General features: G+C 72.4%; 12 protein-coding genes. 10 read left to right on the top strand and 2 right to left on the bottom strand.

Translation table 11 applies throughout. The features are described 5' to 3' along the window. Positions 1 to 72: 72 nt before the first annotated feature. Both NMK44_RS36880 and NMK44_RS36875 read left to right on the top strand, forming a co-directional pair. On the top strand, positions 73 to 1,014 hold the full coding sequence (locus tag NMK44_RS36880; protein WP_254751623.1) for a peptidoglycan-binding domain-containing protein: 942 nt from the start codon (positions 73 to 75) through the stop codon (positions 1,012 to 1,014). 195 nt (positions 1,015 to 1,209) lie between these two features. Further along, complete coding sequence (locus NMK44_RS36875) at positions 1,210 to 1,872, top strand: HAD-IA family hydrolase (protein ID WP_254751621.1); 663 nt, start codon at positions 1,210 to 1,212, stop codon at positions 1,870 to 1,872. A 349-nt stretch (positions 1,873 to 2,221) separates the two neighbouring features. Here the strand turns inward: NMK44_RS36875 and NMK44_RS36870 are convergent, their stop codons facing one another. After that, a complete protein-coding gene (locus NMK44_RS36870) occupies positions 2,222 to 2,803 on the bottom strand; it encodes a TMEM165/GDT1 family protein (protein WP_254751619.1) in 582 nt (193 codons plus the stop codon). A gap of 455 nt (positions 2,804 to 3,258) precedes the next feature. Here NMK44_RS36870 and NMK44_RS36865 point away from each other — a divergent pair, with 455 nt between their 5' ends. The 6 genes from NMK44_RS36865 (at position 3,259) to NMK44_RS36840 (ending at position 10,258) form a co-directional block, all read left to right on the top strand. Beyond that, the gene (locus NMK44_RS36865; RefSeq protein WP_254751617.1) at positions 3,259 to 3,927 is read left to right on the top strand and encodes an HNH endonuclease family protein; all 669 of its coding nucleotides are present in this window, start codon (positions 3,259 to 3,261) and stop codon (positions 3,925 to 3,927) included. A 105-nt stretch (positions 3,928 to 4,032) separates the two neighbouring features. Further along, complete coding sequence (locus NMK44_RS36860) at positions 4,033 to 5,733, top strand: alkaline phosphatase D family protein (RefSeq protein WP_254751615.1); 1,701 nt, start codon at positions 4,033 to 4,035, stop codon at positions 5,731 to 5,733. A gap of 137 nt (positions 5,734 to 5,870) precedes the next feature. Beyond that, a complete protein-coding gene (locus tag NMK44_RS36855; protein ID WP_254751711.1) occupies positions 5,871 to 7,841 on the top strand; it encodes an FAD/NAD(P)-binding protein in 1,971 nt (656 codons plus the stop codon). A 155-nt stretch (positions 7,842 to 7,996) separates the two neighbouring features. Beyond that, complete coding sequence (locus NMK44_RS36850) at positions 7,997 to 8,476, top strand: DoxX family protein (protein ID WP_254751613.1); 480 nt, start codon at positions 7,997 to 7,999, stop codon at positions 8,474 to 8,476. A 196-nt stretch (positions 8,477 to 8,672) separates the two neighbouring features. Continuing rightward, on the top strand, positions 8,673 to 9,353 hold the full coding sequence (locus tag NMK44_RS36845; RefSeq protein ID WP_254751611.1) for a DedA family protein: 681 nt from the start codon (positions 8,673 to 8,675) through the stop codon (positions 9,351 to 9,353). A gap of 170 nt (positions 9,354 to 9,523) precedes the next feature. Continuing rightward, the gene (locus tag NMK44_RS36840; protein ID WP_254751609.1) at positions 9,524 to 10,258 is read left to right on the top strand and encodes a lytic transglycosylase domain-containing protein; all 735 of its coding nucleotides are present in this window, start codon (positions 9,524 to 9,526) and stop codon (positions 10,256 to 10,258) included. Here NMK44_RS36840 and NMK44_RS36835 read toward each other — a convergent pair. Further along, entirely contained in the window at positions 10,239 to 11,021 is a 783-nt protein-coding gene (locus tag NMK44_RS36835; RefSeq protein WP_254751602.1) for an alpha/beta fold hydrolase, read from the bottom strand. The two genes, NMK44_RS36840 and NMK44_RS36835, sit on opposite strands and share 20 nt — an antisense overlap. Before the next feature lie 493 nt (positions 11,022 to 11,514). On the opposite strand from NMK44_RS36835, the gene NMK44_RS36830 reads away from it, so the two are divergent. Together NMK44_RS36830 and NMK44_RS36825 are read left to right on the top strand one after the other, a co-directional pair. Next, on the top strand, positions 11,515 to 12,525 hold the full coding sequence (locus tag NMK44_RS36830) for an MASE1 domain-containing protein (RefSeq protein WP_254751596.1): 1,011 nt from the start codon (positions 11,515 to 11,517) through the stop codon (positions 12,523 to 12,525). Positions 12,526 to 12,919: 394 nt separating this feature from the next. Continuing rightward, positions 12,920 to 13,555, top strand: a complete 636-nt coding sequence (locus tag NMK44_RS36825) for a histidine phosphatase family protein (RefSeq protein WP_254751594.1) — start codon at positions 12,920 to 12,922, stop codon at positions 13,553 to 13,555. Positions 13,556 to 13,816 lie beyond the last annotated feature (261 nt).

Below are 13,816 nucleotides of genomic sequence, written 5' to 3'. Positions count from 1 at the left end.
CATCGAACGAACACCTGCACGGAAGCCGGTCGGATGCGCATAATCGCTGCCAATCCAGGGAGGGAAAGACTCGTGACGGCAGAATCCTGCCCGCACTGCTTGGCCCCGGCGCGTGCCAACGGCCGCCCCGGGTGCGCCTGCGCGGCGCGCGCGGCCACCACCACCTCGGCGGCGGGCCACACCGGCGACACCGGCGACACCATGAGGCAGGCGCGGCCCGACTCCGGTTCCGGACCGTCGGAGACGGAGCCGGGACCGGAGCCGGGCGCCGACGCCGACCGGACGCAGGCGACCGCGGCGGACGCGGACACCACGGCCGGGGACACCACGCCCGGGGACGCCGCCGCGTCCGGCCGCCGCCGCAAGCCCGTCGCGCTCGCGCTCGCGGGTGCCGCCGCCGTGGCCGTCGCCGGAGCGCTCGTCCTCGGCACCGGCCTGCTGGGCGGTGACGGCGAGGACGACGGCGGCGGAAAGGAACGGCACGCGCTCACGACCAGCCGCCCGAGCACCCCGGCCGACCCCGGTGACGGCCGGGGAACCGGAAGCGGCGACGCCTCCGGCGGACCCGCCGCGCCCGCCGCCCCCGACCGCGCCGGACCGTCCGCCGCGGACGACTCCGGCGCCCCGCACACGGACTCCGGTTCCGGCTCCGGCTCCGGCCCGCGCGGCGACGACGCACCCGCGCCGCCGCGCGCCGCCGCCTCCGCGACACCCACCGGGGCGGAACCGGAGCCGACCGGGCCGGGCGATCCGGACTCCACCCCGCCTACGACCCCGGAGCCGACCGGTCCGCCCGTACTGGGCGAGGGCGACAGCGGGGACGAGGTCCGCGAGCTCCAGAAGAGGCTGACGCAGTTGCTGATGTACCTCGGCGCCGCCGACGGCGAGTACGACGAGGGGCTCAAGGACGCGGTCTCCGGCTACCAGGACCGCTATGACGTGGCGGGCGACCCGGACGGGACCTACGGCGAGCAGACCCGCCGTGACCTGGAGTCCAGGACCGACGAGCCGTGATCGTGCGGCCCGCCGGGACAGGCGGACGGCACGGGGATCACCAGGGGGACTGGCGTCGGGGCGGAGCTATTTGTATGGTGGAGGAACAAAGTGGTTCCGCCCGCACTCCCTGACCGGCGGGCGGAGCCACTTGTTTTCTTTTCCGGGGAGTCCGCCCTTCTCCAGGGGAGTCCACCCTTTCTGAGGAGTCCGCCGATGCCGGCCACCGCCACACTCACCGCCCGCGCCCTGCTCCTCGACATGGACGGCACCCTGGTGAACTCGGACGCCGTCGTCGAGCGCTACTGGCGGCTGTGGGCCGCCGACCACGGACTCGACGAGGCGAGCGTGCTCAAGGTCGTCCACGGACGGCAGGCACACGCCACCATGGCGGTGCTGCTGCCGGACCGGCCCGCCGCGCAGAACCTGGCCGACAACCAGTGGATGCTGGAGCGCGAGAGCACCGATCTCGACGGTGTCGTACCGGTGCCCGGCGCCCCCGCCTTCATGGCCGCACTGGCCGGGCTTCCGCACGCCCTGGTGACCTCCGCCGACGAACGCCTCGCCCGCGCCCGGATGGACGCGGCCGGACTGCCGATACCCGAGGTGCGGGTGACCGCGGAGCGGGTCGGCGTGAGCAAGCCGGACCCGGAGGGCTTCCTCAAGGGCGCCGCCGAACTGGGCTTCGCGCCCGGGGACTGCGTGGTCTTCGAGGACTCCGAGGTGGGCATCGCGGCCGGACGGGCCGCCGGGATGCGGGTGGTCGGCGTCGGCCCGCGCGCCGCGGCCCACGCCCCGGACGCCCATGTCCCGGACCTGGAGCGGATCCGCATCGAGCCCCGCCCCGACGGCACCCTCCGGCTCCACGTCCCGGCCTGAGACTCGGCCCGAGCCACACCCTCGCCGCCCGACCCGCGGCACGACCCGGGTCATCACACTCCGAACCGGGCCGTCGTGGCCGCCGCCACCAGCGCCGCGGCGCGCGCCGCAGGGCGACAGCCGCCCCGGGGACCACGCGACCCCGAGACGGGCACCGCGCCCCGGTTCAGAACAGCGCGGCCCGAGCCACACCACCGCTTCCCGAGCGAGCACATCGCGGCCCCGGCCGGGCCGTTCCCGGAGCAGGACCGAGCCGAATCGAGGGTGGCCCGCCGGGCCATGCCGAACCGGTGCGGGCCGGGGCCCGAAGCCCCCGCCCCGCACCGGCCCCGCCATGGGCCCCGCAGGGTCAGCCCGACACCGCCTCGTAGACGCTGAAGGCGCCCAGCGCCAGCATCACCAGGGCCGCGACCTTCGTGATCAGCCGGAGCGGTACGTACTTCATCAGCGTGCGGCCGCCCAGGATGCCCAGGCCCGCCACCGCCCACAGCGCCAGTACCGCGCCGACGCCGACCGAGAGCGGATCGTCGTAGCGGGCGGCGAGGTTGGCGGTCATGATCTGCGTCAGATCGCCGAACTCCGCGACCAGGATCAGCATGAAGCCCGCCCCGGAGACCTTCCAGAAGCTCTGGTCGGCGGGCTTGCGGATCTCCTCCTCGTCCTCGTCCTTCTTGAGGAGCAGCATCGCCGCGCCACCGAGGAAGAGCACACCCACGATGGCCGAGAGCAACCGCTGCGGAAGCAGGGTGAGCACACTGCCCGCCGCGAGGGCGAGGCCGACATGGAGGGCGAAGGCGGCGGCGACACCGGCGAAGACGTACAACGCGCGGTAGCGGGCGCCGAGCATCAGACCGGCCAGCGCGGTCTTGTCGGGCAGCTCGGCGAGGAAGACGACGCCGAAGACGACGGCGGCGACGGTGAAGCTGAACACAGGCTGGATACCTCATCGGGTCGGGCCGCGCCGAGGGGCCCCGGGGGAGGGATCGCTTCGGCACGGCAGTGTCGGACACTGCGGCCGAAGGTCTCGCTGGCGTACGGACGAGCACGCCGTGCGATGTGACGGCGGTCTCACTTTCGTACGCTCCGGGCGCCGGCCCGCACCTCGAGGGGCGGGCAGTATGTCGACGGTCCGGCGAGGAGCTACTCCCCTTCTGCTGCCCCCAGGATACGGGACGCCCCGGCGATCTCCGGCGGCCGGGTGACCGGGCGGATAACGGCCGCTCACCACGCGGGTGGTACGCACGGACGGCACACCCGATTCCAGAAGCCCCTTGCGTTGACATGGTCGCGTCGCCACCCTGTTACCTGGCGCCAACCCCACGGCAATACGGCGCCGACACGATGGCCGGGCACCGGCCAACGACCCCCCACATCAAGGGAGTACGCATGTCCTCAATGCGCATCCACTCCACCCGGCGCAGCGTCTACGCGCGTCGAATATCCGTCTTCGGTGGATTCGCGGCCCTGTTGGGCACTCTCGTCCTGAACGGGCCGAATGCCCAGGCCGAGCCCCCCGCGCCGCCGAGCGCCGAGACCGCCCGTGGCTACCTGGGCGAGCTGACGGTGAAGACGGAGGGGTCGATGGACGGTTACAGCCGCGAGAAGTTCCCGCACTGGATCACCCAGAGCGGGAGCTGCAACACCCGCGAGGAAGTCCTCAAGCGCGACGGCAGCAACGTCCAGACCGACTCCAGTTGCGCCGCCAAGAGCGGCACCTGGAAGTCCCCCTACGACGACGGAAGCTGGACCGACCCGGCCGACGTGGACATCGACCATGTCGTCCCGCTGGCCGAGGCATGGACCTCCGGCGCGAGCTCCTGGACCGACGACCAGCGCCAGGGCTTCGCCAACGACCTCACCCACTCGCAGCTCGTGGCCGTCACGGACAATGTGAACCAGGCCAAGAGCGACCGGGACCCGGCCGAGTGGCTCCCGCCGAAGGCGTCCTACCACTGCATGTACGCCCGGATGTGGGTCTCGGTGAAGCACGAGTACAAGCTGTCGGTCGACGACGCCGAGAAGTCCAAGCTGAACGAGATCCTCGGCGGCTGCTGACCCGCCCCAGCGCGGCGGCGGCGACACGAAACACGCGCCGGAACCTCCTCACCCTCCTCCGTCGTTCCGTACCGTACGCATACGGCAACGACGGAGGAGGGCCGGATGGCCGGGCTGCGCCTGGGACCACTGCTGCGGCAGGTCGACTGGGAGACCGGTACGAGCGCGACGGTCTGGGTCGAGACCGACCGGCCCTGCGAGGCCGAGGTGCGCTGTGCCGACGGGGCCGGCGGAACGGCCGCCACCTGGCAGGTCGCCGGACATCACTACGCCATGGTCCGGGTCACCGGACTGCGTCCTGGCGGTGAGACGGCCTACCGGGTGCTGCTGGACGGTGAGCAGGTCTGGCCGCTGCCCGGTGCGGACTTCCCGGACAGCACGATCCGCACCCCCGCGCCCGCCACCGCAGGGAGCGACCAGGCGCCCGTACGCGTCGCGTTCGGCTCCTGCCGCTGGGCCGCACCGCCCTCGGACGCCTCGCACGACCCGATCGGGCCCGACGCCCTGGACACGCTGGCCGCCACCCTGGCGCGCACCCCCGACGCCCCGCGCCCCGATGTCCTGGTGCTGCTGGGCGACCAGGTGTACGCGGACGAGACCTCCGAGGGGATCCGCGGCCGCATCGCCGGCCGCCGCGAGCTGTCCGAGCCACCGGGCGAGCAGGTCGCGGACTACGAGGAGTACACCTGGCTCTACTACGAATCGTGGCTGGACCCGGAGGTGCGCTGGCTGCTCTCCACCGTCCCGAGCTGCATGATCTTCGACGACCACGACGTCATAGACGACTGGAACACCAGCGAGGCGTGGCTGAGCCGGATGCGCGCCACTCCGTGGTGGCAGGAGCGGATCGTCAGCGGTCTGATGTCGTACTGGGTCTATCAGCACCTGGGCAACCTCTCCCCCGCCGAACTGGCCGCCGATCCGCTGTACACGACGGTGAGCGGGGCGGCCGACGGGACGGAGGCGCTGCGGGAGTTCGCCTCCCACGCCGACGCCGACCCGGTGTACACGCGCTGGAGCTACCGCCGTGACTTCGGACCGGTGCGGCTGCTGATGGTGGACACCCGGGGCGCCCGGGTGCTGAGCGAACACGAGCGGGCGATGCTCCACGACGAGGAGCTCGCCTGGGTCCGTGAACAGGCGCTGGAGGGCACCGGTGCGGGGTCCGCCGCCGGGCAGGCTTATGACCACCTGCTGATCGGCAGCTCGCTGCCCTGGCTGCTCCCCCACTTCGTGCATGACGTCGAGAGCTGGAACGCCTCGGTGTGCGCGGGGCGCCGCGGGGCGCGCTGGGCCCGGATCGGCGAGGACCTGCGGCAGCGGGGCGACTTGGAGCACTGGGGCGCGTTCCCCGAGTCCTTCGACGCCCTGACCGGCCTGATCGCGCAGGTGGGTGCCGCGCCGTCGGCCCCGGCCACGATCAGTGTGCTGTCGGGCGATGTCCACCACGCCTATATCGCCGAACCGGACTGGTCGCGCTGGCCGGAACGGCCGCGCAGCCAGGTGCGCCAGTTGACCTGTTCCCCGGTGCACAACAGCATCCATGCCTCGATCCGGGCGGGCTTCCGCTTCGGCTGGAGCAGGGCGGGGCGGGCGGTCGGCCGTCTCTTCGCCCGCCACGGCCGGGTGCCGCGCTCCCGGCTGAGCTGGCGCAAAACCGGCGGTCCATGGTTCGGCAATCAGTTGATGACCCTGATCCTGCATGGTCGTACCGCGGGGCTGCGGATGGACCAGGCGCGGGGCGGTCCGTCGGGCGGCCCGGCCCGGCTGACCTCGGCGTTGGAGACGGAGTGGACCGGCCCCTGACCGGAGGGCCGTCCTCCGCGCACTGACCCCGCATAACGGGCGGGTGGGATGACTCACACCGCGGCGCACGTGATCCGCCCCACACCGGAGGAATCAGTTCCGGCCAGCGGCTCGATTCTCCGGGGGCGACCGGCATGATGGGCGCGCGCCCCCTGCGTCCAGCTGCCCCGGGAGACACCACCTTGGCCGGAGACCCCCACGCCATAGCCGTCGTCGGAGCCGGTCCGCGCGGCACCAGCGTGCTGGAGCGACTGTGCGCCTCGGCCCCGGAACTGGCCCCCGGCGCCCGGCTGACGGTGCATGTGGTGGATCCGTACCCGCCCGGCCCCGGACGGGTGTGGCGCACCGCGCAGCCGGGCGAACTGCTGATGAACACGGTGGCCTCGCAGGTGACCCTGTTCACCGACGCGAGTGTGGTGTGCGACGGACCGGTACGGACCGGGCCGAGTCTGTACGAATGGGCCGCCGCGCGTGGCATCGCACCCGGACTCGGCCCGGACGACTACCCCAGCCGCGCGCTGTACGGCCGTTATCTGGAGTGGGTGTTCGCGGAGGTGGTGCGGGGCGCCCCGGAGCCGGTGACGGTCCGGGTGCACACCGCCCGCGCGGTACGGCTGGAGGACCGTGCGGACGGCGGGCAGGTACTCACCCTCGACGACGGCACCCGGCTGGCCGGGCTGCGCGCGGTGGTGCTGGCCCAGGGACATCTGGCGACGGCGGCCGACGCGACGGCGGCCCGGTTCGCGGCCCACGCCGGGCGGTTCGGACTGCGCTACTACCCGCCCGCCAACCCGGCCGATGTCGACCTGTCGCCCGTCGCGCCCGGCGAACCGGTGCTGCTGCGCGGTCTCGGCCTGAACTTCTTCGACCATGTGGCGCTGCTGACGCAGGGCCGTGGCGGCCGGTTCGTACCCGCCACCGGTCCGGACGGGCCCACGCTGGTCTACCGGCCCTCGGGGCGGGAGCCCCGGCTGTACGCGGGGTCCCGGCGCGGTATCCCGTACCAGGCGCGCGGGGACAACGCGAAGGGCCCGTACGGCCGTCACGTTCCGCTGCTGCTGACCCCCGATGTACTCGCCCAGTTCCGCAAGCGGGCGGAGGCGGGCGATCCGCCGGACTTCCTGGGCGAGATATGGCCGCTGGTGGCCAAGGAGGCCGAGACCGTCTACTACGAGGCGCTGCTGGCCCGGGACCCGGCTCCCGCCCCGGCCGCCCCCGCCTCCCGTTTCCGGCAGGCGTTCCTGGCCACCGCGCACGGCGGTCCCGAAGAGGCGGCGGTGCTCACGGAATTCGGTGTCCCGGCCGGGCGGCGCTGGTGCTGGGAGACGGTGTCCCGGCCGCACCGGGGGCGCGGTTTCACCGGCCGCGACGACTTCCGGCGCTGGCTGCTGGCGTATCTGCGCGAGGACGTGGCGCAGGCGCGGCAGGGCAATGTGGCCGGGCCGGTGAAGGCGGCCCTGGACGTCCTGCGCGACCTGCGCAACGAGCTGCGGCAGATCGTCGACCACGGCGGGCTGAGCGGCGCCTCGCGCGACGCCCACCTCGACGGCTGGTACACCCCGCTGAACGCGTTCCTCTCGATCGGCCCGCCGCGCCGCCGGATCGAGGAGATGGCCGCGCTGATCGAGGCGGGCGTCCTGGAGGTCCTGGGCCCGGGGCTCACGGTCTCCCCCGCGGCCGGGAGCGACGGCGCCGGTTTCCTGGGGCGGTCGGCGGAGGTGCCCGGTGAGCCGGTGCGGGCCACGACACTGATCGAGGCCCGGCTGCCGGAGCCCGATCTGCGCCGTACGGCGGATGAGTTGCTGCTGTGGCTGCTGCATACCGGGCAATGCCGTCCGCATGAGGTGGACGGCTATGAAACAGCCGGTATTGATATCACCCCATCGCCGTATCGGCTCATAGACGCCCAGGGTCGGCCGCACCCGCGTCGTTTCGCGGTCGGGGTGCCCACCGAGGGCGTCCACTGGGTGACGGCCGCCGGGGCGCGGCCCGGGGTGAACTCGGTCACGTTGTGCGATACGGACGCGATAGCGCGTGCGGTGCTGAGTGTGACCGTCTCGGGGGACCCCTGGCAGGAAGTTGTCCCCGTTTCGCGTATCCGTTCCTGAATCGCGCGTATCCGTTTCCAAGACACGAGGTCACGGCTCCATGAACCGGTGATCGCAGGCTCCGCATTGGCAGGAACTTGAACTTGCAACAAATGGTGAGGGTAACCTAACCTGGCGCGTTGTTTCCTGTCCCCGGAACAAGGAGCCCGTCCCCCATGTCTCCCTCGACCGCGCCACGCTCTCTCGGTGAACTGCTCGACAGCGCCAGACCGTACGTTCTGTCCCTTTTCCGCATCGTCGTCGGCCTGCTCTTCTTCTGCCACGGCGCGGCCTCCCTGCTGGGCTGGTTCGGCGGGCTGATGGGCACCGGCAAGACCGTCGACGCGGGCACCTGGCCCGGCTGGTACGCCGCGGTGATCCAGCTCGTCGGCGGCGGACTGGTGATGCTCGGACTCGGCACCCGCAGCGCGGCGTTCATAGCCTCCGGCTCGATGGCCTACGCCTACTTCGTGGAGCACCAGCCCGAGAAGCTGTGGCCCATCCAGAACGGCGGCGAGTCGTCCGCGATGTTCTGCTGGGCGCTGCTGCTCCTCGTCTTCACCGGCCCCGGCCCGCTGGCGCTGGAGCGCCTCTTCGGCTCCTCGCGCGCGGCGTCCGACCGGACCGAGCCGCGGCGCCAGCCCACCGCGGTGTAACGGGACAGCAGTTCAGAACTCGTCCCGCATCACGCCATGCGGGGTCATGTGCCCCGCATGGCGTGATTCGAACAACATCATCACCCCGTACCGCTATCCTCACCCGTCCTAGGCGTACGCTGTATGGCTGTACAGGCCGCGTCTGCCGCTTCCCGGCGGCAGACGCAGCGGGGGGAACGGGATCGGGAGAAGAACGGTGCTGGAACAATTGGGGTCGCTGACCAACACCCCATGGATCTACGCGTTGATCGCGCTGTCGGTACTGCTCGACGTCTTCCTGCCCGTTCTGCCCAGCGGGGTCCTCGTCATCACCGCGGCCACCGCGGCCGCCGGGACCACCGTCGACGCGGTCGGTGTGGTGCGCCGGGCGGACGCCGCCGACTTCCCCGCGATGCTGGCCCTGGTGCTCTGCGCCGCGACCGCTTCCGTCCTCGGCGATATGGTCGCCTATCGCCTGGCCTGGCGTGGCAGCGACCGACTGGATCGAGCCATTGCTCGTTCACGCCGACTCACCAACGCGCAGGAGAAGTTGGACACCGCTCTGATCCGGGGCGGCGGCCCGCTGGTGGTGATAGCCCGCTTCGCACCCGCCGGGCGCTCGGTCGTCAGCCTCGGCGCCGGTGCCGCCCACCGCAGGGTGAAGGAGTTCCTGCCCTGGTCCGCGGTGGCCGGGCTGGCATGGGCCGCCTACAGCGTGACCCTCGGCTACATCGGCGGCCAGTGGCTCGGCGCCACCTGGGCCGGGACCGCGGTCTCGGTGCTCGCCCTGTTCGGGGCGGGTGCGGGCGCGGCCTATGTGATGAGGCGCCCCGATGAGGACGAGCCGGGCCGGGTGCCGGTGGCGGCTGCGGCGGGTCAGCCGGTCCAGCAGCGGTGAGGCGGCGGCCGGACCCGCGCGGCTGAGGGGCCGGCCCGGGCCGGAGCCACGGCCGGATGGCCACCGGCGGTCCATCTGCGCATCGGCCGAGTGTCACCCGGCGATTACGGCTCGGCACCGGATTCCGGCTACCGTCCCCCTATGCGCATCCCTTCCCTGCCGGGTCCGGCATGCTGAGCCGTACCACCGGGATCGTCACGGCGTTCGTGGCCGGGCTCGCCCTGGTCGTCGCCGCGGTCCTCGTCGTGCGGCAGCTCACCGAGCCCTCGAAGCCCGAGCTGCCGGTGATCCCCGAGTCACGGCGTCCGGTGCTGGAGGCCGCGGCGCGGGTCTGCTCGCCCCTGAGCGTTCCGCTGCTGGCGGCGCAGATCGACGCGGAGAGCGGCTGGCGCGTGAACGCCGACTCCGGACAGGCCCAGGGCATTTCGCAGTTCGCCCCGCAGACCTGGAAGGAATGGGGCCGGGACGGCGACGGGGACGGCAGGGCCGACGTCTGGGAGCCCCGGGATGCCATCCCCTCACAGGCGCGCTATATGTGCCATCTGTACACCGTGGTCAAGGAGGTCCCCGGCGGCTCGACCCGGCGGGGATCCACCCGGCTCGCGCTGGCCGCGTACAACGCGGGGCCGAATGCGGTGCTCAGGGCCGGGGGCATGCCGAAGATGGATGAGACGCGCGGCTATGTGGACAAGATCGTGAACGATCTGCTGCCCAAGTACCGGCAGGCCGAGAAGAAGTACCAGGAGAACGAGGCGAAGCACGGCTCGAAGAAGCACGGCGCCGCCGCTTCCCCTTCCTCCTCTTCCTCCTCTTCTTCCCCGGCCCCTTCCTCTTCCTCGGCCACGGCCCTGCCGTCGACCGCCCCCGGCGCCACCGTGCCGTCCGCTAGCCGTCGGCAGCCATGAAGTCCTCCACGGCCCGGACCAGTTCCAGCGGGGTCTCATCGGCCGGGTAGTGCCCGGCGCACGGCAGCTCGACCAACTCGGCGTCGGCGTACCAGCGCAGCCAGGTCTGCCGCATCACCTCGGCCGTGAGCGCCGGGTCGTGCGCCCCGACCACCACCCGGACCGGGACCACGGTGCCGCTGATCTCCTCGTGGAAGTCCTCCAGGGCCCAGGAGTCCAGCCAGGCGCGGAACGCCTTGGCGTCGCTGCGCCGCAGCGAATGCCGCACCATCAGGTCCAGCCAGGCGGCTGGATGACGGTTGCCGGTGGTCATGTCGATGATCGCCCGCCGGTTCTCCGGACGCTCGGCGGCCGCCGCGAACAGCTCCCACTGCTCACCCTCCATCGGCACCCCGCTCGCGGGCACCGGCGCCACCCCGACCAGCCGGCGGACGCGGTGCGGAGCCGCCGCCACCACCCGCTGGACGACGGCGCCGCCCATCGAGTGTCCGATGAGCGAGAAGCGGTCCCAGCCGAGGTGGTGGGCGAGGGCGAGCAGATCCCGCCCCGCCTCCTCGGTGGTGAACGCGCCGGGGACATCGCGCGCATCCCCGTAGCCGCGCAGATCGGGCAGGACGTAGGTGAAGGCCCGCCGGTCGACGTGCGGCAGCATCGCGGCGTACGCGGAGCGGTCCGAGAACCAGCCGTGTACCGCCATGACATGGTGCGGACCGTCCCCGACGGTCTCATACGGTGGAACGAGGGGTGGAACGATGGGCCCCATGGCACCTCCGGTCCCAGTCGAATGCGGGCGCGCGGCCCCTGGCCGTGGGGGACAACGGTGACGTCTCCCGTGCAAGGGGGCAAGCCCGGTGCGCATATGCGCGCCCGTTGATGTGGTGGGAGTCCACATCGTGGACGTGGTGTGTTCTCCGTGCCGGGGGAGCTTAGGGGTGGTTCTTGAGGTTCGCCACATTCTTGCTTGATTTTGACGAACCGACCGATCGCACCGCGGTGCACGGTCCGGCAGCCGGCACCCACACCGGACCACGTCCGGCCCAACTGACCTTTACAGGCAGGCAAGTTGACGGGTCCGGACCGCCGTGGACAGGACGCTAGAACCCACGGATTACGGTGTCAATACGGCCTTGACGGGCACCCGGCCCCGCCCCGGGCGCCCGTCCGCGTCAGGCCCCGCCGCGCCGTTCCCCCGTACGGGCGGGGTCCCCGGGCCCGTCTGCGTGTCAGCCGTACCGCGCGGACGCGGGCGTAGTCAGATGGCGGCTGTGGCGCGCGACGAGGGGATCCGGCGATACGGTGCCATGGTTCTGCGGATCGCGGCCGTGGCCGCCCTCTACTACGCGGGCGCCAGGATCGGGCTGTTGCAGGAGCTGGTGCGCGGCCAGGTCACCCCGCTGTGGCCACCGACCGGGATCGCGCTGGCCTGTCTGCTGCTGCTCGGCCCCGCCGTCTGGCCGGGGATCGCGCTGGGCGCGCTCGCGGTCAACGCCCCCATCGGCCCGTCGCCGCTCGCCGTCACCGGCATCGTCGCGGGCAACACCCTCGCCCCGCTCTGCGCCTTCCTGCTGCTGCGGCGGGTGGGCTTCCGCATCTCCCTGGACCGGCTCCGGGACGCGCTGGCCCTGGTGTTCCTCGGCGCGCTGCTCGGGATGCTGATCAGCGCCACCGTCGGCACGACCGTACTCGTCCTGGCGGACGCGCTCGGGACGGACGGCTTCTGGCCGACCTGGTCGGTGTGGTGGACGGGTGACGCGATGGGGGTTCTGGTGATCACACCGCTGCTGCTCGCGCTGCGCGGGGCGCGTCCGCCACGCGGGGTCCGCCCCGCCCGCTGGCTGGAGGCGGTGGTCCTGCTGGCGGGCACCGCGGCCGTGACGCTCGTGGCCACCCGGAGCGTCGCCAGTCTGCTCTTCCTGGTCTTCCCGTTCCTGATCTGGGCGGCGCTGCGCTTCCAGTTGGCGGGCGCGGCACCGTGTTCGTTCATCGTCTCCGTCCTCGCGATCCACGCGACGGCCGTGGACGTCGGCCCGTTCGCCGGTGATTCGCTGCTGACCCAGATGGTGACGCTCCAGGCGTTCAACGGCACCACCGCGCTGACCGCGCTGCTGCTTTCGGCGATCATCGCCGAACGGAACAACACCCGGCGGCAGATCGAGCGGGTGTGCGCGGAGCTGGCGGACGTGGTCGTCCGGCTGGCACCGGACGAGACCCTGGGCACCTGGCCGTCCCGGCCGCATGACGGGGAACCGCCGGAAGAGCGGCCCTAGGGCCCGTCTTCAAAGGGGCCGCCCTGCTCCCGACGCCTGGCACGGCACCTCGCTGCGTTGTCGGAGTCGCCCAAGTACGCCCAGTACGAGGGCGATCCTCCGCCTTGCGAGCCGCCCCCAGCTACCGCTGGGAGGTGCCCCCTGCACCAGACGCCGGTCGCGGCCGGACGCCCCCTTTGAAGACGGACCCTAGCGGCGCGCGGGAACCCGCGCGGGTGCGACTCCGTCTGACAGGGCGTACGGAACATGGCGCGCGACGGGGGCGTACGCGTTCAGGGGCGCAGCGGAACGGGCGCACCCAGTGGGGGCGTACGCGAAGGGGCGCGCGTCTGGGCAAGCGCGCCCCGACCCGGTCCGACCGGGGAGCCGCGCGCCGACGGAACGACAGGGAACGATGACCGCCACCGCAGCCACCCGCTATCTGTATCTGACCCGGCACGGCGAGGCCACCGAGGACGAGAGCGAGCTGACGGCCGTGGGCCGCCGCCAGGCCGTACTGCTCGGCAAGCGGCTGCGGGGCGTACCCCTGTCGGCGGTCCACCACGGTCCGCTGCCCCGGACCGCCCAGACCGCGCGGCTGATCGGCGACCAGCTCGACGGCGTCCCCGCGCACCTCTGCGAAGCGGCCGGGGACTATGTCCCGCACACCCCCGAGCGTGCGGAACTGCCCGCCGACTCCGCCGACCACCTGCTCGACTTCGTCCATCGGTTCCCGGCGGCGGAGCGGGAGCGGGGCCCGCTGCTGGCCCGGCAGGCGGTGGAGCGCTTCACCGGTCCGGTGGAGGGCACCGAGGACCGCCATGAGCTGGTGGTGACCCACAACTTCCTGATCGGCTGGCTCGTGCGCGAGATACTCGGCGCCCCCGACTGGCGCTGGCTGGGCCTCAACCACGGCAACGCGGCGCTGACCGTCCTGCGCTATCCGGCGCCGGGCCGCCCGGCCTCGGTGGTGTTCTGGAACGACATGGCGCATCTGTCCTCGGAGCTGCGCTGGACGGGGCTGGGGCCGGAGCTGCGGGACATGCCGTGACCCTCCGCGGCGGCCCCGCCGGGGGCACGGCGAAGGCCGGACCCGCGCTGTCAGGTCCGGCCCCCGCCGTGTCCGAGTCGCATGCAGCCCAGCAAGCGTGAATAAGGACAGGACCCACCGTAGGACCGGGCACTGACATTTAGCTTTGGAGATGGCTCTCCGGGATCTTCGGGGGCTGCGTAGGGTGCGTCGGGTCCGGTTCTTCCGGCACGGCTGGATCACTGACCGAAGCGTCTGCTTGCAGGCGACTTCTCAACGTTG

The organism is Streptomyces cucumeris (genome assembly GCF_024295805.1).
Taxonomy (GTDB): Bacteria; Actinomycetota; Actinomycetes; order Streptomycetales; family Streptomycetaceae; genus Streptomyces; species Streptomyces cucumeris.
Note: the sequence above shows the minus strand (reverse complement) of the source record. Positions and strands in the feature narration are given on the sequence as shown.